Source organism: Sediminicola luteus, from assembly GCF_040566555.1.
In the GTDB taxonomy this organism is placed as follows: domain Bacteria; phylum Bacteroidota; class Bacteroidia; order Flavobacteriales; family Flavobacteriaceae; genus Sediminicola.
The window spans coordinates 123880-143930 of sequence record NZ_JBEWYP010000004.1 but is presented as its reverse complement, the minus strand read 5'-3'; the positions used below and the strand labels follow the sequence as shown (position 1 = coordinate 143930).

Sequence of the window (20051 nt, the reverse complement as noted above, 5' to 3'; positions counted from 1 at the left end):
TCAAATATTATTCTTTATTCCTATGCCATATGCTCATGAATATTGGCCACGGTCAAGGAGGATTCAATTGCATCCCTTTGACGCATCAGCGTACTTTTTGTGGATGGCGGCAAAACCATGTCTTCATCTTTAATAATTTCATTATACTCCTCGAGACTGGCTTTTTCTCCACGCTCCACTTCTTCCAAGATTTTTTCATTTTCATTTGAGGCCACTGCGGACTTTAAGTTCATCCATGCCCTATGCATGTCTCCCTTAACACTTCCATCAGTGTCTTGTATTTCGCCATATTGCGTTATTTCCCTCTTTAACTCGTGCCCGAATGCTGCGCGCTGCTCTGCCCGGTCATTGAGGAATTTTTTGGTGGTTGAATCATCTATTTTATCTTGGGCCAACTTAAATCCCTTCTCGGCATCGTATGTCTTTTCCAATAAATCATTTAATCGGTTTGAAATTTTTTCTGAATACTTCATATTATCTCTCTTCATTTAAGGTTATTAAAATGTGTCAACGACTTTCGTTATCACTTCTATCAAGTTAAAAGATATGGACACTTATCCAAGTATAGTCATAGGTTTAGCCCAACTTTAACAAGATTTCTTAAAGCATGTTAAGAGATTTGTCCCCAAAATTGAATTTTAGTTCAATTTCTTGATAACCACATAAAAAGAAATATTATATTTGCACCCGCTTAGGACAGACCTAGCGAACAAAAGAATTAATAATCAAGGGTCGGGCACCCTACAAATTAATGTGATATGCCAGTAAAAATTAGATTACAAAGACACGGTAAAAAAGGAAAACCATTCTATTGGGTAGTAGCTGCGGATTCTCGCGCGAAAAGAGATGGTAAGTATTTGGAAAAATTGGGAATCTATAACCCAAACACCAACCCTGCAACAATTGAACTTAATGTAGACAGCGCTGTAACCTGGTTACAGAATGGTGCACAACCAACTGAAACAGCTGGTAGAATCCTTTCTTACAAAGGAGCTCTTCTAAAAAATCATTTGGCTGGTGGTGTTCGTAAAGGTGCATTGACCGAAGAACAAGCTGAAGAAAAATTCAACGCTTGGTTGGCTCAAAAAGAAGAAATCGTTACTAATAAAGTTGGTGGCTTGGATAAAGCTAAAGAAGAAGCTAAAGCTAAGGCTTTAGAAGCTGAAAAAGCTGTAAGTGATAAGCGTGCTGCTGAAGCTGCTGCTGCTCTTGCTCCAGAAGTTGAAGAGGTTGCTGAAGAAGAAGCTACTGAACCAGCTGCAGAAGAAACTGCTGCTCCTGCTTCTGACGAAGCTGCTACAGAAGAAAAATAAGCTAAAGATAGAACGATGACAAAGGAAGAGTGTTTCTACCTAGGTAAAATCGTTTCAAAATACAGCTACAAGGGCGAAGTATTGGTGAAAATTGATGCTGATGAACCCGAAATTTACGAAAACATGGAATCAGTATTCGTTTCTTTAGGAAACAATCTGGTTCCATTTTTTATTGATAAATGTGTACTCCACAAATCCAGTCTTCTCCGTATCCGGTTTGAAGAGGTTCAGGATGAGTCCGCAGCAGATAATATAATGGGATCTGAACTTTACCTTCCCTTAAAGTTCCTTCCCAAACTTACCGGAAATAAATTTTATTACCACGACATCATTGGATTCCGTTTAGAAGATCACGTTCATGGGGACATAGGAATCATACAAGGTGTGAACGATTCTACTTCCCAAGCCCTGTTCATTGCGAAAAAGGACAACAAAGAACTGCTCATTCCTATTAATGACGAGATCATCACTAAGGTAGACCGAGACACAAAGACCATTCACGTGACCACCCCAGAAGGCTTGGTAGATCTTTATTTAGGCTAATACTATTCCATTCCCTCTAAATACATTTTACAATATCCCCGATTGCACTTGTAAAATATTAGCAAAATCCAACTACTTTTATACTACCTTTAATGGGCTAATTGTTATCATCTAATGATTCATCCTAAAACAGAACTCAGGTTCATCAATAATGAAATAGGCTATGGCGTAGTAGCAACCGAATTTATTCCAGCGGGTACCATTACTTGGGTTTTGGATAAATTGGATAGGGAATTTACGCAAGATCAGTTAAAGGCTATGGACCCCTTATATCAATCCATATTGGACACCTATACTTTTAGGGACAACCAAGGGAAATATATTCTGTGCTGGGACAATGCGCGTTATGTGAACCATAGTTTTAATTCCAATTGCCTAACCACCGCATATGATTTTGAGGTCGCTATTAGAGACATTCATGTTGGGGAACAGCTGACGGATGATTATGGGTATCTAAATATCCCAGAACCATTTGAGGCCGCAGACGAGGGCACCGAAAGAAAGGTAGTCTATCCTGATGATCTCTTGAAATACTATAAAACCTGGGACAAAAAACTGATTGAGGTCTTCCATAAGATCCCAATGATAGACCAACCTTTGCAACCCCTGATTTCTCCCAAGCTATGGACGAAAGTAACTGCCATTGCCGATGGTAAAATCCAAATGGACTCCATTAAAAATAACTACTACAATGGAAAATGATTGCAAAGGAAAACCATTTTTAGCTTTAGCGATATAAGCATAAAGCCCCATTGAATCATTTTGCCTTAGGAAACAGCACAAATCTCGGTTTGAAAGAGCGACAATTATCATATTTTAGCACTGCGCTGTTCCTTATCTTTGCGGTGAAAACAAGTTTAAATAGTTCCCTTTTTAAATCAGAACATTACCACTCCAAGCCATAAAAGAAGCTCTTTTAGGCTAGGGCAAGCACCAATTATATGAGTAAACCCTTTCAGTTTAAACAATTCTCTGTACACCAAGATCAATGCGCTATGAAGATAGGTACCGATGGCGTTCTTCTTGGGGCATGGAGCAGTATTGACAAAAGGCCTTTCGCTATTTTGGATATCGGTTCGGGTACTGGACTTATTGCTTTAATGTTGGCCCAACGCAGCGATGCCGATATGATTGATGCCATTGAAATTGACGGGGACGCCTATGAACAGAGTGTAGAAAACTTTGAACGTTCTCCCTGGGCAGATCGACTTTATTGTTATCACGCAGGTTTGGATGAATTTGTAGATGAATTGGATGAAAAGTATGATCTGATAATTTCCAACCCTCCTTTTTATAGTGAAGAGGTTCCGAGTGGCAATGAGGCCCGTGATATGGCCCGCCAAAACAGCTCTTTACCCTTTGAAGAATTACTGGATGGCGTCAGCAAATTACTGGAGGATGAAGGGGTGTTCTCTACGATCATTCCATTTAAAGAAGAAGAAACCTTCATAAAAATTGCCTCTAGTTTCAATCTTTTTCCCAATAGGGTCACGCGGGTAAAAGGAAACCCAACCGCGGATATAAAGCGCAGTCTATTGGAATTTAGTTTCTCTAAAAATCATATGAACATAAGCGAATTGACCATAGAGAAAGAACGCCATGAGTACACTGATGAATATATTGAGCTCACCAAAAATTTCTACCTTAAAATGTAACATATAAGCGTCTGCTTAATGGTCTTGCCAAACAAGTAGGCATGCCTCCCTCTACCGTTCCGGGAGCCGCGATTTGTCCCAAAATAGGCACATCGTACTTTTTATAAGTCGACTTCTGCAGTTTGGGTTCCGACATTCTTCTTTCTTTGCCCATTCGATAATGTATCACTCCAAAAATTGGTCAAAATTGAAGCATCACAAGCAGAAAAGTGCCATCCTTACCCATATGCTGCCAATGCTGAAGGCATTAGAAAACACAGGCACCTATCATATGACCAATTTCCAAAGAGGCGGTCGTCCAGAAACCTAATTTATTTTTAACCAGAGCTTCAGCCTTATTAATAAATGTATCACGAATTATTAATTAAATTTGAAAGGAAACACCATTCCAAGGAACAATTAAATTTATCATGATGCAGAAATTCAATATTGATTCGGATATATCCAAGGCAACTACTTTACCTGCATCCTTTTATAGAGACATAGATATTTTTGAAGCTATTAAACATGCTATATTTTATAAATCTTGGCAATGGATCGGACACGAAAATTTAGTGGCTCTACCTCAACAGCAATATCCTTTTACACTTTTGGATGGTTATTTGACTGAACCTGTAGTACTAACAAAGGACCAGGAGAATACTATTCATTGCCTTACCAATGTTTGTACACATAGAGGGAATTTGGTGGTGCCCGAAAATTCGAAAGCAAAAAAATTAATTTGTGGTTATCATGGACGAAGATTTCAGTTGGACGGCACCATGGAACATATGCCCGAATTTAAAGAGACCAAAGATTTTCCTAAGCCCTGTGACAACCTTCATAAGTTCCCATTGCGGCATTGGGGCCCTTTTTTGTTTATGGGCCTTAACCCAGCATTTGATATTGATCCAGTTTTGGAAACCATGAATGAGCGAATAGGGTTTTTACCCTTGAATAAGTTTAAATTAGATGAAAGCCGCTCCAAAGAATATATGATCAATGCACATTGGGCACTTTATTGCGATAACTTTTTGGAAGGCTTTCACATTCCTTTTGTCCATAATGACCTAAACGAGGTATTAGATTATAGCAATTACGATACATTGTTATTTGATCATGTAAACCTACAAATAGGATATTCCCAAGGTTCTGAAGAAATCTTTGAATTTCCGGAAAACCATATCGACCACGGAAAGGACATTGCGGCCTATTACTTCTGGGTCTTTCCCAATATGATGTTTAATTTCTACCCCTGGGGTCTCTCGGTGAACATAGTTCACCCATTGGGATTAAAGCGTACGAAAGTTTCATTTTATTCCTACGTATATGACGAAAATAAATTGGACAAAGGAGCCGGTTCTGGGTTGGACAAGGTAGAATTGGAGGATGAAGAGGTGGTAGAAGGCGTCCAAAAAGGAGTATGCTCAAAATTCTATCAAGCAGGGCGTTTTTCACCTACTAGGGAAAAAGGCGTTCATCATTTCCACCGCCTATTGGCAAGATTTCTAAATGACAATAAACAAGTATCCTAAATAAACACTGGGAAACAAATAATGTAACACCGGAGCCTTGTTATGTTATATTCCTTTTAATTATCTTTGAGACAAATAAAAGCCTATATGAAGCCAGATTTGTTTGAAGCTCCCGATTATTACAATCTAGATGATCTATTATCAGAAGAACATAAATTGGTGCGCGATGCTGCCCGACAATGGGTAAAGCGAGATGTATCTCCGATTATAGAAGAATACGCACAAAAAGCGGAGTTCCCAAAACAGATCATTGGCGGCCTGGCAGAAATTGGTGCTTTTGGGCCTTATATTCCTCATGAATATGGAGGCGCAGGTCTGGATCAGATTAGTTATGGTCTTATTATGCAGGAAATTGAAAGAGGAGATAGCGGTGTTAGATCTACAGCTTCCGTGCAATCTTCCCTGGTGATGTATCCTATATATACCTATGGAACTGAGGAACAGCGAAAAAAATACCTGCCTAAATTGGCAACTGGTGAGTTTATGGGCTGTTTTGGACTTACCGAGCCCAACCATGGTTCTAACCCTGGAGGTATGGAAACCAAATTTAAGGATATGGGCGACCATTATCTTTTGAACGGTGCCAAGCTATGGATCTCCAATTCTCCCTTTGCGGATATTGCAGTGGTATGGGCAAAAAATGAAGAAGGACGAATTCACGGTCTAATCGTTGAACGTGGTATGGAAGGTTTTACTACCCCAGAAACCCATAACAAATGGTCTTTAAGGGCTTCGGCGACCGGAGAACTTATTTTTGACAATGTTAAAGTTCCAAAAGAAAATCTATTACCTGGCAAAAACGGTCTTGGGGCTCCCCTAGGTTGTTTGGATTCTGCACGTTATGGAATTGCTTGGGGCGCCATTGGAGCTGCTATGGACTGTTACGATACGGCCCTTAGATATGCCAAAGAGCGCATTCAATTTGGCAAGCCCATTGCAGCCACACAATTACAGCAGAAGAAATTGGCTGAGATGATCACTGAAATCACTAAGGCACAATTATTGGCCTTTAGATTGGGACAATTGAAAAATCAAGGAAAAGCTACAACTGCTCAAATTTCTATGGCCAAGCGCAATAATGTGGAAATGGCAATAAAAATAGCCCGCGAAGCAAGACAGATATTAGGGGGAATGGGAATTTCCGGCGAATACAGTATTATGAGACACATGATGAACCTGGAAAGTGTAATCACTTATGAAGGCACCCATGATATTCATCTTCTTATTACTGGAGCGGACATCACGGGAATTCAGGCTTTTCAGTAATTATTAGGATACTTTTGAGTTGACTAGATATGTGGATAAATGTTGACGCAATTTGTCCATGGAGATAGGTTTGGTAAAATAATCGTTCATTCCTACTTCTAAGGCAGCTTCTATCGTCTCGCGTGTAACATCGGCAGAAAAGCCCATGATCACGAGATCCTTGTTGGTCTCTCTGATCACCTTGGTAGCCTCCAAACCATCCATTACGGGCATGTGAATGTCCATAAACACCAAGTCGTACATATTTTTTTGTACCTCTTCCACGGCCTGTTCCCCATCGGAAACCCATTGGGCTTTTATTCCCATTGTTTCCAATGCTTTTTTAAGAACAATGACGTTGATCTTATTATCATCTACTATCAAAACTGAAGCACTCTCTAAATCTACATCCTTGTCAGAGGTTAGGTCTATTACCTTTTGTTCTTCCTGTTTGCATTGCACTAAGGGGAATTGTAGCTTAACTTGAAACTCCGTACCGTTATTCCTAGAACTTTCCACTTCAATATGGCCACCCATCAATTTAACCAAATGATAGGTAATATAGAGTCCAAGGCCACTGCCTTCATGTTTTTTGGTGATGCCTGAGTCTACCTGGGTGAACCGATCAAAAATGGTTTTCATTTTATTTTTAGGTATCCCAATTCCGGTATCCTTGATCACTAGATCTACCAAAAGATGGTTTTCAGATACTCGTTCCCGGTAAGCTATATGGATACCGCCATTTTCTGTGAATTTCAAGGAGTTCCGTAAGAGGTTGGTAATGATCTGTCCAAATTTCCCCATATCACCAATTCCACAAATATTACTTTCTGGTGCATCCAAATGAAGATAGAGACCTTTTTGCTCTATACTTGGTTTATAGATGCTAATGATATTGGCGATTTCATCAGAAGGCGAAAAAGGTTCATTTTTAAATGTACTTTTCCCGGATTCAATCTTGTCTATCTCCAAAATATCATCAACCAAAAGCAACAATTTTTTAGATGATATATCCATTAAAGAGAGATATTCCTTTAGAGATTTCTGTATGTTGGATGCTTTTAACACCTCTATAAAACCTAAAATAGCATTTAAAGGCGTCCTGATCTCATGGCTCATATTCGACACAAATTCCGTTTTCGCCCTATTGGCTTTATGGGCCTTTAATTGCTCTTTTTTAAGATCTTTATTTAATTTCCTAAGTTTTAAAATGGATTCCTTATACCGTTTGTTTTCGGTTCGGGATGCCCTGTAAAAATACATAAGCGAACTGGTCAGTACAGACAACAACATACCAAAGACAAACGCTATGAACATAGTTTCCTTCCTGTCTGCCAACATATCAACTTGCTTTGGCATAAGAGTGAAACTCCATCTTTGCAAATCAAGGGTATCGACCATAAAGGAAGTGCTGTATAAATACCTATTATCGAACTCTGATGCTTTAGGATCATTATAAGCATAAAACGTTGTTCCTGTCTCATCTTTGATTTCAACGGCATAGGCATCCAAATCCGTAGCCAATTGATTGAACGGATTGGTAAAATCCATACCAGCAGTAATGGTACCTTGAAGTCTTCCTTCAAAATAAACGGGTACATCTACCAAAAACGCATTTCCGCCTTGGGTCAAACTGACCCACGAAGTGATATTGGTTTTGCTGTTCTGGCTATGTTCCCTCCATTCATCTGCCCTATATAATTTTGAAATGTCTAGTCCTACAACTGCTTCATTACCTTTTAAAGGGGTAATCTTTCTAATGACCATGGAACTGTCTATCCACTCCACAAATTTAAAAGAAGGATTTTGATCTAAAATTAGTTGTGCATCCTCTTCCCAATACTGAAAGTAACCTCCATTGGTCATTTCAATGCGCTGCTTAAGATTCTCCAACGCCTTTATATTGTTATCAATGGAATGATAAAATTCTTGTGATCTAAGATGGCCGGAAGTTTGAATCTCATTTTGCAATAATGATTCTTGTGTCTTCAGGGTTTTGTTCCATAAAGCCACGACAACAACCATCAAGGTCATAAAAACCAAAAGGGGATATATTAATTCTTTCTTCGAAAATTTAAATGACATATTTTACTACTATTAGGGGGAACTAAGGGTAAAAAATCATTACTAATTTTATTTTTGCCACTAAAACTAAAACTATCTGTAAGTAATTGATTACATAAACATAACGCATTAAACTTCAATTACACACTAAATATTGCAAATTATAAGGGTTTTGTTGTAAAATACACATATTTGTATGTCAGAAGAATTCCTATCTTTCCTAAAACTGAATTATAATAACGCAGTACTTAATTATGAATTGTGTTATTATTAAATGTATTTAATACAAAAAAAGTGGGGGAAGGAAAAACATAGTTTTTCTTCCCCCACTTTTAATGAAGAACGTACAGGAATTTATGCTACTCTATTATGCCGAGTTTCTACTTGCATTAATGTTTCCATACAGGGACCTTGTCACTATCTTCTCATACAATTCTAAATGGTCTGATCCTTGACCAATTTTTTGAAGTGCATATTGTTGAATTACCAATAATGGCAACACGATAGCTTCCCTAATTTTTATTGATTCCCTTGATACGGCCTCTTCTTCCATTAGTATCTTGAAATCAGAAATCAAAAGAAGCATTTCTTTAGACAGCAAATACTCATCATATAGTATATTCCAAAATTCGCCATATTCCTTATCATCCTTCATATAACTTGTCAGCTCAAAATAACATTTAGATAATGCCATCATACTGTTCAGCATAAGTGCCTTGAAAAAAGGAACTTCCTGAAAGAGTCTTTTCATCTCATTAAGTTGCCCTTTATCCTTTAAGATTTTTATAGCAGTACCTATACCAAAATATCCAGGTACATTTTGTTTTAATTGGCTCCATGAGCCCACAAAGGATATGGCTCTAAGATCGGTTAGTTCCAGTTTCGCCTTGTTCCCTCTTTTCCCAGGTCTACTCCCTATGTTGGCTTTGTTATAATACTTTAAGGTGCTTTTTTCCTCCAAGTAGGGCATAAACTTATCGTGGTGTTTAAGGGCGTCATATTTGGCAAAACTAAGCTCAGACAATTCCTCCATCAATTGCCTCATCTCTTTGGATATAGAGTTTTCTTTCCCAAACAGATCATTGGACAGACCTGCGGTGAGCAATTGTTCACAGTTGTGCATAAATAGGTCCTTTGTCCCATAGTTGCTGGTAATGGTCTGACCTTGAATGGTCAGCTGGATTTCATTATTGGCAATATTCTTGGTTTGTGCAGCATAAAAACGATGCGTTTTCCCGCCTCCACGCGCCGGTGGTCCACCACGACCGTCAAAAAATATAGCCTTAATATCCCTTTGTCCGCAAACGGCCGATAAATTTTCCTTGGTTTTAAAGATAGACCAGTTGGCCTTTACATAGCCTCCATCTTTGGTACCGTCAGAAAAGCCAAGCATGATGGTCTGTTTATTATCCCTAAATCTAACATGGGCCTTATATTCAGGCAAATCGAACACCCCGTTCATAGTATTTTCTGAGGTCGCCATTCCATTCATGGTTTCAAACAAGGGCACAATATCGAAAGGTATTTTACCTTCTTCCCAATCCCCGCACCATCTTAATAGCCCATAAACGAAAAGTACGGAATAGATATCCTCGGAATTGCTTATCGCGTACCTATTGCAACCTTCCTCCCCATTTTTACTTTGGATATTTTTTAATTGGGCTATATTCTCTATGGTATCCCTCACAAGATCATCCTCAAAATTCTCATGTTGCAGTTTAAAATTTTTGTGCAATAAGTTATCTACAAGTTCAGCTTCACTCAACTCTTCCAGGTTTTCCGTGATGACTCCTTGTTGCTTTAAAATAGCTTCTACGGTATTCTTATGAACACTATGGTCCTGCCTTATATCCAAGGTCGCGAAATGTGTTTTGAATATTTTGACCTTATCGATAAGCTGATCCAAATCCTTTAGGTACAATGAATTGTACTCCCTGATTAATATTTCCCGAATTTGTAAAAGCGGCCCGATGATTTCTTCATACCCCATTACCTTTTTAACATTGAACATGGTAACATATAGCTTATCCCTCAACTCGTTGAGCAGCTCCTGCAAATCTGAGAAACTCAATTTTTGTTGCAGAGCCTTTATGTCATGGTAATAGCATTTCATTAAGGTAGTCCTAAGTTCATCAGCTACCTGGTTGGTCATGGAAGCCGTTACAAAAGGGTTACCATCCCTATCTCCCCCAGGCCAGAATCCCAACTTCATTATGTTATGGTTATTAAAGTCTTCCTTTTGTATATGTTCCTTTATATAGGAATATAGTTCGCCTATGGCATTGTAATACACATTCCTTAATATATGGATGATATTTTTCGCCTCTACCAAAGGAGTTGGCTTTTTGGCATTTAATAAGGAGGTAAGTCCCAACTGCTGAAGGGTAACATCTATCTCATTGATCTTATTATCCACGATCAATGATCTGAGGTTGTCCATAATATCCAAAACGGCCGGGGTATAAAACTGTGTAGGGTGGGCAGTCAATACTATTCGCGCACTAAAAGTTGACAATTTTTCAGATATTTCGTCCCAACTTTTATTTTTTTCCACCATTTGGGCGTAATCCTTTATCGTCAATGAATTACTATGCTCCTGTAGCTTTGGAAAAGCGGCATCTTCCACACTATCGTATAAAACCACTTGGCGTTCCACATATTGAATAATACTGAACATAAAATCGATCCTTTCCTTTTCCGATTCTATTTTTGCATAGTTCTGAAAAAAAGCATCTAGGATCTCCAATGGATTTTTACCCGATTTAAGTCCCTCATCAGCTTGATGCATCAACAAAGGAATCAACATCCCTACATTCTCTATATTTCTATAGGGTAAACTGAGAAATAGACTGTTGTATATATTGAATTTATTATTGACCGATTTCCTAAACTCTTCTATTCGTTCCAATTTTGGCATACCTACTTTATTATAAATTGAGCATTGATTTTTTCCATCAGGATGGAAAATAAATTTTGACTGATAAATATCGTGATTATTCTAGAATAGGATATGAAAATGATGGCAAATAACAAAATTGTACTGGGACACCACAAAACTAACGCACTTCACAACTATAATTTCTCTACTTCTTAGGATGGAAATATATTTACCATGTATTAGTTATAGAGTTAATTTTTTCATTTTCATATAGTGTTCTCGTAAAAGGGCCTTTGTCATTAAGATAAAGGCCCTTTTTTAATGGATAACTTCTTATTGTACTTCTATTGAATCTAATAACAACTTAAAATCTTCTTCTTTTTTATTACCGATAAGAAAACTGATGGATTCTATGGTAATTGCAGGATAATTTGGCATATCTAGCCTTCTGCCCCTGAACCATGGCGACATATCCTCCATATTTATTTCCAAGGTTTGCCATTGGCCAGTAGTACTGAATTTGGCAATGTAACTATAGTAATCCTCACTCTTGGATTTGATTCTAAACTGATAATTCTTGCCGTCTCCTTTAAGGCGGATCACGCATTTGGAATATCCCTTAACACTTATAGGATTCATTTGATAGCGTACCGAAGAGAATCCGCCATTATTTTCCAGTGAAACATGACCTTCAAAAACACCGTGACCTTCTGAATTGAGATAAATTTTACTAGATGACCGACCACCCATAACTACATCATCCAAAACGGTCCATTGGGAAAGGTTGCTATTTGTATTGAAATTAAAAATTACAATTGGACTTATCATAAACAATTGAACTAAAACTATTAACGTATGTACCATATATCTATCATCGAATATTACCATTGTTAACGCTCAGGAAATAGCTTGTCTGGTTAATGTTCTCCGAACATTTCCACAACCCCACTAGCTTATTTGAGCTTATCCTTAAAAAAATCAATGGTCCTTTCCCAAGCCAAATTTGCGGCCGCTTCATCATATCTGGGAGTGGTATTGTTGTGAAAACCATGGTTCACTTCGGGATAGAAATAGGCGACATGTTCAATTTTGTTTTCCTTCAACACTTTCTCATAGGCAGGCCATCCGGCATTGACCCTTTCGTCCAATCCTGCAAATTGAAGCATCAATGGGGCACTTATCATGGCCGCCTCTTCATCGGAAGGTTGTCCTCCATAAAAAGGCACTGCTGCTGAAAGGGAAGGAACTTTTACTGCCATCATATTGGCGATCCACCCTCCAAAACAAAATCCGACCACCCCTACTTTGCCATTGCAATCATCACGGGAAATTAAATACTCATAGGCCGCAATAAAGTCCTCCAACATCTCATTTCGGTCCCGCTCCCTTTGCATTGCCCTGCCGTCATCATCATTGCCAGGATAACCTCCCAATGGTGACAAGGCATCTGGAGCTAGGGTGATAAATCCCTCCAAAGCTGCCCTTCGGCCTACATCTTCAATATATGGGTTGAGGCCCCTATTCTCATGAACTACGATAATCCCTGGTAATTTTTCCTTTGAACCTGTGGGCTTGGACAACAAGCCTTTGATTTCGCCCCCACCCTTAGGAGAATTATAGGTGATGTAGTCCGACTGGATTCTTGGGTCATTTGGCTTTACCAAAATAGAATCGATATAATTTGGCATCATAAAACTGAGAAGAGAAGGTATGGTTATTCCGCCTACTGCATAAAGCGACAACTTCTCCATAAATTGCCTTCTTTCAATTTTATTATGGGCATAATCATCATAAAGATCAAAGACCTCTTGATTGATATCCGCTTTTGTCAACTTTTTCATATCCTTACTTTTTTAATATTAATTCGTTTATTCATCCTTGGTCCAACCCTGTAGAAACGGGAGGATTGGATTTGAGGTATACATCCATTTGAGGAAAGGGGATTGTAATATTATTCTCGTGGAACTTTCTATTGATAATTCTTCGGATATCGCTCTTAGCCTTCCCTATCCTGAATATGCTCTGGCTAAAAAACAACAATTGGAAATCCAAGGACGAGTTCCCAAAATTCATCAATCTTGCCTCTACCAATTCCCTGGCATACACATCGGGGTGCTCAAAAGCACTTTCTTCTAAAATTTTTATCACAAGATCCACATCGCTTCCGTAAGCCACCCCAACATCAATTCTGAATCTGGATTTATCAGATTGATGGCTCCAATTGATCACCTTACTGTTCGTGATCAGGGAATTGGGTAGGATAATGGAAATATCATCCCTATTCAGGGCCTTTGAAGTTCGCAACCCGATACTCTGAATCATAACTACATCCCCGTCTACCTCCAATACATCATCTACTTTAATGGAGCGTTCGGAGAGTAGAATAATACCGGACAAAATATCATTGAAAGTTTGTTGTAACCCTAGCCCAATGCCCACTAGCAAGGCAGCTGAGCCCGCCAATAGAATGGTCACCTTAACCCCAATGTTTTCCAACATAAAGGCTATTGCTAGAATCCAAATGATATATTTCATCATCTGGTAAAGGGCATAACTGCTCCCATGGTCCAATTTATTCAACTTGGATTTTCGAGCGAGTCCTTTTTTAATGACCCATAGGATTATTCTCGCAATTACCAAGATCAAAAAAATAGTGACCAGTTTGGAAACTTTTACGGTGAAATCCCCAATTGTAAATATTTCAAATTCCAAAATTTTATTGATAGTCTCCATTTAGTTTTTCTGATAAAGCCTGATAATTATATTAATGTGAACGACAGGTTATGCTACATATAAATATAGGAAATTAACAAACGAGATCCTGTATTAATTAGTAGCGCTTAAAAAACACTACGCTTAATTAATTTTGATTAATTGTCCTGAATTCCTTATTTATCGGAAGGCTCCAAACTCGTTTTGCTTACGGCCACGGAATCAATTTTACTCCTTGAATAAAAAACAGGAAAATACTGATCCTTGGCCCATGGCTCAAACAAATTTCGATAGAAAGGGCTTTCAGGATCCCCAGATTGCCCGGGACCGTTCGTGGCAAGGGCCCCATCCCAATCTCCGGTATTGACAATCATCCTAAAGGAAGCTCCACTACTCTGCCTATTATTTGCCCCAGTAGATCCAGGGGTAAACGAGTTGCCGCCTCTTGGAAGGGGACCGAGATCTAACTTTGCTTTTATTTCCTCATTGACCACACCGCCTAGGGCATGGGCCATATATGTATGTTTAAATTTTTCATGTCCATATTGCCATTGCGCCATATCATCCCCTAAGGTCGTCTCTAAATAAGCAATTCCTTCGTTAAAGGCCTTAAGGAGAAATAAATTTCTCCCTGAAACGGGATTGCCACCAAACCTGCTATCCGGATTCACCACCCAATCGACCACCTTTTTCATCTGAATATTATCAATCAGTCCCTCCCCTCCCATGGGAATAAAGGATTCATTGGCAAGTTTTCTAAGTTCGTTTTCGAAAGCCACATAAATGGCAGCTTCAACAGATGAGGCTTCCAACCTGTAATCCCACTGTAGAAGTTTATCCCTTGCTTCCTTAGTTTTCCCTCCTATTGGTAAAACGGCCAGCAAGGGCACCAAGGTTCTGGCTGGGATAGAAAGGTAGTCTACCTGTAAGTTCTTCATATCTTCCATAGTCATATTGGTTCCTGATGCCAATACTTCATTTACCCTATCCCCCCTGTATGGATCGGCCCAAGAAAAACCTATGGCATTCCAATGTTCATAATTATCGGGCGTTACACTTTGGTTGGCTGTTGCGATAAAACCGTTGGCTGGATTTAGGGCGTTTGGCTTTTGATCGATGGGCAAATATCCATCCCATTCATAACGCCCATCCCCGGGCACAGGGACCATGCCGCTAAAATTGTTTCGGATTGGGGCAATTCCCACGGCCTGCCACCCGATATTTCCTTTTTTATCGGCCCAAATCATGTTCTCTCCTGGAATATGGCTGTAATTACAGGCTTCTTTAAATTCCTCCCATGTTTTGGCCTGGTCCATTCGCAAGGAGGCCAAATAAGGTGATCCTCCAGGCTCCAACCATGCACAGCGTACCGCATAGGCCGTATTTTTATTCTCATCAGAAAAAACTACCGGCCCGTGCCTGGTATATTTTAGGTCGATTTTTACTTCTTTTTGTCCCTTTACTTTAATGGTTTCGGAAATAACGGCCATATCCTCCCATTGACCTTTGTACTTGTACTGGTTGGGGTTTTCCGGATTTAATTCATAGACGTACAGGTCCTCTCCATCGGTTTCAAAAACCGTAAGGCCCCATGAGCCATATTCGTTGTGTCCGATGGATATCCCTGGAATTTCTGGCTCTCCCCCTCCTATTACATTCCACCCAGGCGCAACCAAATGGGTCATATACCTCAAAGAAGGCACTGCGATGGTCCTATGGGGATCATTGGCCATATAGGTGTTCCCGTCTGCCATTAACTTTCCGCTCACCACCCAATTGTTGCTCCCAATGGAACGGGGATCTTCCTTTGCCATTTTGGGGGTTAGCATTGCCGTTTCATAAGCCATACTTTTATAAGCCTCTTGCACATCACTTTCTTGAAAGGCAACAGGTTTTCTGTAGGCTTTATAGAGCTCCAGAATATCCTGAAAAAGAAGTTCTTTATCCATAGCGGGATCTAAATCTATAAGTGGATCCTTGGGGTGGAACCAAGAAAGATCCTTTACTGTGGCCGACCCTAGTTTGGCAACGGCCCGACCAATCTGTAACTCTTCTTCAATATTCCCCAAAAGGCCTTGGTGTCTGGAAATAACGACATCTGGGGTCCATTTTCCGGGTCTTATGTTTAGAATTTTAAATTCCACAGGCAACTGCTCTGGTGTTTTCAGAATTTCTTCAATGTAGGCATTCACCCCATTGGTATAGGCGGTAATAATCTCTGTCCCATCGTTGTGATAATGGTTCATTTCTTGCGTCATATCCCCACGATATTTGAAGAGGCGGGTCCCAATATCACGTTTCAGTTCCCTCTCACCTAATATTTCTGCGACAGTCCCTGTGGCTTGTCGTCTCCAAATCTCAAATTGGAAAAGGCGGTCCTTGGCTGCTGCATACCCTTGGGCAAAAAACAGATCGTGCTGGTTATTGGCATAAATGTGATTGATGCCCCATTCATCCCTGACCAATTCTACAGGTTCTTTGAGACCCGGAACAATTAATTTATCGTGATCAGAGGAGGTACATGAAAAAAAGAGGAGCGTAATTAAAAGAAATAAAAAGGTTCTCATATGTATAACTTGGAATTGGTTTGGCTCTTAATTTAATGGGTAGACCATTACCTCTTAAAGTTACTTAATTTTCCAAACCTAAAACACATATGGCATGTAAAGATCCCATTTATTCCCCTTGTATTTTTTCAGGTCGAGTTCCTTAAATAATTCAATGCTTATACTTTTGGTTATCTGGCAATAAACTTTTTAAAGTATAATTGGTAACCATTTAATAAACACCACTTTGCACACTACTTCCGGGTCCTAAGAAAGACTATTTTTTAAAAGACCCAATTTTTCCAATAAGAATAATTCCAACACCAAATCCTATCAATGCTGCACCCAGCAAACTCCAATTAGTGCTGTTAAGCGCATAAAAAAGGCAAATACCTATGATTAATAGGACAATTCCTATGATTCTGGTCTTACTCATGTGTATTTAATTCGCGGCATCTGGTTTCGTACAATACCTCTGGCATTCCCATAAATGTAGTAAAATTTCTATTGTTTGTGGGATTCCTGCAGAAAAATTTATTTCGCTGGAGCACCTAATTTTTTGGAGGTTTTCATGTCCGCATACCGTGGGTCTTGGATGTAATCCTGTTTTTGCATTTTTAGGACCTCTATGCTCAAAAAGCCAAATTCGCTCACCACCTTTCCATAAAACCTATAGATTCCCCTTCCCCGGAATGGATACTGGGCAGCTATGGGCGGGAACAGCACCGTATCGAACACCTCTCCATATTGATCCACCAAGGTGGCAAAGTTCATACGGGTACCCTTGTGGGTCTTGGTATTTTTCACCGTTACCAAATAGCCGTAGATATCTATGTATTTATCCAAATAAGCCTCCAAATCGCGCTTACCGTTGGTATTCTTGGGAGGTTCGGCCAAGATATCGAACGGACTGCAGAGACTAAAACCCAAGAGTTCCAATTGGGTAAAGGCCATTTCCAGATCGGTGGTATGCAGTTTGGGGATGGTAAAATGCTGCGGCTTGGCGGGAAACAGTTTGGGGTGTTCCAGTTTTGTGTTTTTAGAGAGGGACAAGTGGGCTTCCCACAAGAGTTCATGTTTGTTCACTCTGGTAAACCTAAATGCATCTATCCGGATCAGGATGCTCAATTGCTCTATGGAAATAGGCACCCGGTCCACAAAGTCGGCCAAGGACAAAAAGGGACCGTTCGCCTTTCGTTCCTTTAAAAGGCGTTCCATGACCCTGGCCTCCAATTCCCTGAGGTACATATACCCCAAATACAGCTCTTTCCCATAAATACAATTTACGGCAACACTTTTGTTGATGCAGGGCGGGTGTATGGTAGCCCCCAGCATCTGGGCCTCGTGGATATAGAATTCGGGACTGTAGAACCCACCTCCATTATTGAGTACGGCAACCATATATTCCAATGGAAAATAGGCCTTTAGAAAGAGCGTCTGATAACTTTCCACGGCATAGGAAGCAGAATGCCCTTTGGCAAAGGCATACCCTGCAAAGCTGGCCACCTGGTCCCATATTTCAAAGATCAGGGCATCGGTATACCCTTTTTTTCGGCAATTGTCCACAAACTTGTCCTTTACCTTTTGGAACTCCTCCCGGGAGCGGAACTTCCCGCTCATGCCCCTCCTCAGTACGTCTGCCTCTCCCAGGTCCAAATCTGCAAAATAATGTGCCACTTTAATGACATCTTCTTGGTAGACCATAACGCCATAGGTCTCCGGCATGATCTGTAACATCACGGGGTGTGCCTTTTCCTGTGCCCTGCCCTTTTCCCGGTGCCTTAAGATATATTCGCGCATCATCCCACTTTTGGATACTCCGGGCCGAATGATGGAACTTGCCGCGACGAGTCCCAAGTAAGTGTCTACCTCTAGTTTTTTCAATAACATGCGCATGGCAGGGGACTCCACATAAAAGCAGCCCATACATTGGGCACTTTTCACCAAAGCGTTCACTACAGGGTCTGTCTTGAACCGTTTGATATCGTGAATATCGAACGTCTCTACCTGTTCGGGTTGGTTGTAGGCCAAAATTTCCATGGTCTCCTTCATTTTTGCCAAGCCTCGCTGAGAAAGGATATCGAATTTAAAAAGTCCCACATCCTCGGCAATTACCATATCGAACTGGGTGGTAGGATATCCCTTGGGTGGGAGGTGGGTAGCGGAAAAATAATGAATGGGCCTTTCTGTGATCAAAATCCCCCCGGCATGGATACTCAGGTAATTGGGCATACCCTTGATCAGCTCCCCATATTTCAGGACCAAAAGGGACATCTCGTCCAATTGTGATGGATTGTATTTCCCATCACAGAGCACGTCTATCTCTTCTTTGGGAAGGCCGAACACCTTTCCCAATTCCCGGATCACCCCCTTGACCTGAAAAGTGACATAGGTGCCCAAGAGGGATACATGGGGAAAGCGCCCAAAAATATATTGGGTCATGGCTTCCCGGTCCTTCCAAGAGAAGTCGATATCAAAATCGGGCGGATTTACCCGGTACAGGTTGATAAAGCGCTCAAAATAAAGATCGAGCTCAATGGGATCCACATCGGTAATCCTAAGCAGGTAGGCCACAATACTATTGGCACCACTGCCCCGCCCCACATAAAAGAATCCTTGTTTACGGGCGTGGGAAACAATATCCCAATTGATAAGAAAGTAGGACACAAACCCCATTTTCTTGATCAGGCCCAGTTCTTTCTGCAAGCGCCCCAAGACCACCTCATTGGCTTCTGCATACCTATAGGGCAGGCCTTCCTTGCACAATTGTTCCAACAGGGCCTCATCGGCAGCTGTATCCCCCAAATAGGTTTCCAGGTTCTGGGGCTTTCGCCCTTCTGAAAAATCGAAATGGATACTACAGGAACGCAGCAGCCGCTCCGTGTTTTCCAGGATAAAACTGTATTCGGAAAAAGCCGCTGCCAAGTTTTGCATGGGAAACATCTTTTCCTCTGGTCGGGCCTCCTCGGTCTGTGGCAATTTGCTCAGCAGTACATTTTTATCAATAGCCCGTAACAATCGGTGGGCATTGAAATCGCGTTTGTTCCGAAACGTAACCGGCTGCTGTACCACCAACCTATCCTTTAACTCTATGATTTTGGAAAAGGGCAATCGCCTTAGATCTGCGATAGAAATACCTATGAACTCATGTTCCAAAAAAGTCTTTTGTTCATGTAGCAGTACTTTTTCGAACGGGTAGACCACATAGGCATTTTCAAAGGAGGGAGCCCTTGGCGCAAACTTTTTTTCACGGTGGAGGTGGTCGGACAGAAAGGTGTTCAATTCCTGATACCCTTCATTATTTTTGGCGATACCTACAAAACACTGGTCCACCCCATTTCTAAAATCGATTCCCAAAATGGGCCGCACCCCATAATCAGGGGCCTTCCGCACAAAATTAAGGCATGCCGAGGTATTGTTGATATCTGTGAGCACCAACTGCCCCACATGGTTCTCTTGCGCCAATTGCAAGAGTTCCAGTTCGGAAAGGGTTCCGAAACGCATGCTGTAGTAGGTATGGCAGTTGATGTACATTATTTTTATTTTTCAATCCAGGGGTTTCAATGTTCAAGACTAAGGGT

At 40.5% G+C, this 20051-nt stretch carries 17 protein-coding genes; 7 read left to right on the top strand and 10 right to left on the bottom strand.

Annotated features, from left to right (window positions below; genetic code table 11):
• Window positions 1–20: 20 nt before the first annotated feature.
• Window positions 21–488, bottom strand: coding sequence for a ferritin-like domain-containing protein (locus ABXZ32_RS09305; protein WP_354618402.1), 468 nt, complete (start codon window positions 486–488; stop codon window positions 21–23).
• Window positions 489–758: 270 nt separating this feature from the next.
• On the opposite strand from ABXZ32_RS09305, the gene ABXZ32_RS09300 reads away from it, so the two are divergent.
• From ABXZ32_RS09300 to ABXZ32_RS09285, 4 genes are all read left to right on the top strand, one after another.
• Window positions 759–1313, top strand: coding sequence for a 30S ribosomal protein S16 (locus ABXZ32_RS09300; RefSeq protein WP_062056238.1), 555 nt, complete (start codon window positions 759–761; stop codon window positions 1311–1313).
• A gap of 15 nt (window positions 1314–1328) precedes the next feature.
• A complete protein-coding gene (gene rimM, locus ABXZ32_RS09295) occupies window positions 1329–1856 on the top strand; it encodes a ribosome maturation factor RimM (protein ID WP_354618401.1) in 528 nt (175 codons plus the stop codon).
• 114 nt (window positions 1857–1970) lie between these two features.
• The gene (locus ABXZ32_RS09290) at window positions 1971–2558 is read left to right on the top strand and encodes an SET domain-containing protein (RefSeq protein WP_354618400.1); all 588 of its coding nucleotides are present in this window, start codon (window positions 1971–1973) and stop codon (window positions 2556–2558) included.
• 239 nt (window positions 2559–2797) lie between these two features.
• The gene (locus tag ABXZ32_RS09285; RefSeq protein ID WP_354618399.1) at window positions 2798–3511 is read left to right on the top strand and encodes a tRNA1(Val) (adenine(37)-N6)-methyltransferase; all 714 of its coding nucleotides are present in this window, start codon (window positions 2798–2800) and stop codon (window positions 3509–3511) included.
• Here ABXZ32_RS09285 and ABXZ32_RS09280 read toward each other — a convergent pair.
• The gene (locus ABXZ32_RS09280; RefSeq protein ID WP_354618398.1) at window positions 3501–3647 is read right to left on the bottom strand and encodes a hypothetical protein; all 147 of its coding nucleotides are present in this window, start codon (window positions 3645–3647) and stop codon (window positions 3501–3503) included. The genes ABXZ32_RS09285 and ABXZ32_RS09280 overlap by 11 nt on opposite strands.
• A gap of 51 nt (window positions 3648–3698) precedes the next feature.
• On the opposite strand from ABXZ32_RS09280, the gene ABXZ32_RS09275 reads away from it, so the two are divergent.
• The 3 genes from ABXZ32_RS09275 to ABXZ32_RS09265 all read left to right on the top strand — a co-directional run bounded on the left by ABXZ32_RS09275 (window position 3699) and on the right by ABXZ32_RS09265 (window position 6291).
• Entirely contained in the window at window positions 3699–3821 is a 123-nt protein-coding gene (locus ABXZ32_RS09275) for a hypothetical protein (protein ID WP_354618397.1), read from the top strand.
• 100 nt (window positions 3822–3921) lie between these two features.
• Window positions 3922–5025 carry an aromatic ring-hydroxylating oxygenase subunit alpha gene (locus tag ABXZ32_RS09270; protein ID WP_354618396.1) on the top strand — a complete coding sequence of 368 codons (1104 nt, stop codon included), beginning with the start codon at window positions 3922–3924 and terminating at the stop codon, window positions 5023–5025.
• A gap of 87 nt (window positions 5026–5112) precedes the next feature.
• Window positions 5113–6291: an acyl-CoA dehydrogenase family protein gene (locus ABXZ32_RS09265; protein WP_354618395.1), complete on the top strand. Its 1179-nt coding sequence runs from the start codon at window positions 5113–5115 to the stop codon at window positions 6289–6291.
• Between the two features lie 3 nt (window positions 6292–6294).
• Here ABXZ32_RS09265 and ABXZ32_RS09260 read toward each other — a convergent pair whose 3' ends face one another.
• The 8 genes from ABXZ32_RS09260 to ABXZ32_RS09225 all read right to left on the bottom strand — a co-directional run bounded on the left by ABXZ32_RS09260 (window position 6295) and on the right by ABXZ32_RS09225 (window position 20004).
• Window positions 6295–8355 (bottom strand): response regulator, encoded by a 2061-nt coding sequence (locus tag ABXZ32_RS09260; RefSeq protein ID WP_354618394.1) that lies wholly within the window; start codon window positions 8353–8355, stop codon window positions 6295–6297.
• 346 nt (window positions 8356–8701) lie between these two features.
• On the bottom strand, window positions 8702–11251 hold the full coding sequence (locus ABXZ32_RS09255; RefSeq protein WP_354618393.1) for a phosphoenolpyruvate carboxylase: 2550 nt from the start codon (window positions 11249–11251) through the stop codon (window positions 8702–8704).
• 294 nt (window positions 11252–11545) lie between these two features.
• Window positions 11546–12040: a CIA30 family protein gene (locus tag ABXZ32_RS09250; RefSeq protein ID WP_354618392.1), complete on the bottom strand. Its 495-nt coding sequence runs from the start codon at window positions 12038–12040 to the stop codon at window positions 11546–11548.
• 125 nt (window positions 12041–12165) lie between these two features.
• Window positions 12166–13053 carry a dienelactone hydrolase family protein gene (locus ABXZ32_RS09245; RefSeq protein ID WP_354618391.1) on the bottom strand — a complete coding sequence of 296 codons (888 nt, stop codon included), beginning with the start codon at window positions 13051–13053 and terminating at the stop codon, window positions 12166–12168.
• A gap of 31 nt (window positions 13054–13084) precedes the next feature.
• Window positions 13085–13945 (bottom strand): mechanosensitive ion channel family protein, encoded by an 861-nt coding sequence (locus ABXZ32_RS09240; RefSeq protein ID WP_354618390.1) that lies wholly within the window; start codon window positions 13943–13945, stop codon window positions 13085–13087.
• A 155-nt stretch (window positions 13946–14100) separates the two neighbouring features.
• A complete protein-coding gene (locus ABXZ32_RS09235; RefSeq protein WP_354618389.1) occupies window positions 14101–16491 on the bottom strand; it encodes a penicillin acylase family protein in 2391 nt (796 codons plus the stop codon).
• Between the two features lie 256 nt (window positions 16492–16747).
• Window positions 16748–16906 (bottom strand): hypothetical protein, encoded by a 159-nt coding sequence (locus tag ABXZ32_RS09230; protein ID WP_354618388.1) that lies wholly within the window; start codon window positions 16904–16906, stop codon window positions 16748–16750.
• Window positions 16907–17004: 98 nt separating this feature from the next.
• Window positions 17005–20004, bottom strand: coding sequence for a DNA polymerase III subunit alpha (locus ABXZ32_RS09225; protein WP_354618387.1), 3000 nt, complete (start codon window positions 20002–20004; stop codon window positions 17005–17007).
• Window positions 20005–20051 lie beyond the last annotated feature (47 nt).

What these genes read in the sequence shown, in the direction of transcription:
- ABXZ32_RS09305 (WP_354618402.1), bottom strand. Translation starts at nt 488, where the DNA reads ATGAAGAGAGATAATATGAAGTATTCAGAAAAAATTTCAAACCGATTA.
- ABXZ32_RS09300 (WP_062056238.1), top strand. Translation starts at nt 759, where the DNA reads ATGCCAGTAAAAATTAGATTACAAAGACACGGTAAAAAAGGAAAACCA.
- rimM (WP_354618401.1), top strand. Translation starts at nt 1,329, where the DNA reads ATGACAAAGGAAGAGTGTTTCTACCTAGGTAAAATCGTTTCAAAATAC.
- ABXZ32_RS09290 (WP_354618400.1), top strand. Translation starts at nt 1,971, where the DNA reads ATGATTCATCCTAAAACAGAACTCAGGTTCATCAATAATGAAATAGGC.
- ABXZ32_RS09285 (WP_354618399.1), top strand. Translation starts at nt 2,798, where the DNA reads ATGAGTAAACCCTTTCAGTTTAAACAATTCTCTGTACACCAAGATCAA.
- ABXZ32_RS09280 (WP_354618398.1), bottom strand. Translation starts at nt 3,647, where the DNA reads ATGTCGGAACCCAAACTGCAGAAGTCGACTTATAAAAAGTACGATGTG.
- ABXZ32_RS09270 (WP_354618396.1), top strand. Translation starts at nt 3,922, where the DNA reads ATGATGCAGAAATTCAATATTGATTCGGATATATCCAAGGCAACTACT.
- ABXZ32_RS09265 (WP_354618395.1), top strand. Translation starts at nt 5,113, where the DNA reads ATGAAGCCAGATTTGTTTGAAGCTCCCGATTATTACAATCTAGATGAT.
- ABXZ32_RS09260 (WP_354618394.1), bottom strand. Translation starts at nt 8,355, where the DNA reads ATGTCATTTAAATTTTCGAAGAAAGAATTAATATATCCCCTTTTGGTT.
- ABXZ32_RS09255 (WP_354618393.1), bottom strand. Translation starts at nt 11,251, where the DNA reads ATGCCAAAATTGGAACGAATAGAAGAGTTTAGGAAATCGGTCAATAAT.
- ABXZ32_RS09250 (WP_354618392.1), bottom strand. Translation starts at nt 12,040, where the DNA reads ATGATAAGTCCAATTGTAATTTTTAATTTCAATACAAATAGCAACCTT.
- ABXZ32_RS09245 (WP_354618391.1), bottom strand. Translation starts at nt 13,053, where the DNA reads ATGAAAAAGTTGACAAAAGCGGATATCAATCAAGAGGTCTTTGATCTT.
- ABXZ32_RS09240 (WP_354618390.1), bottom strand. Translation starts at nt 13,945, where the DNA reads ATGGAGACTATCAATAAAATTTTGGAATTTGAAATATTTACAATTGGG.
- ABXZ32_RS09235 (WP_354618389.1), bottom strand. Translation starts at nt 16,491, where the DNA reads ATGAGAACCTTTTTATTTCTTTTAATTACGCTCCTCTTTTTTTCATGT.
- ABXZ32_RS09230 (WP_354618388.1), bottom strand. Translation starts at nt 16,906, where the DNA reads ATGAGTAAGACCAGAATCATAGGAATTGTCCTATTAATCATAGGTATT.
- ABXZ32_RS09225 (WP_354618387.1), bottom strand. Translation starts at nt 20,004, where the DNA reads ATGTACATCAACTGCCATACCTACTACAGCATGCGTTTCGGAACCCTT.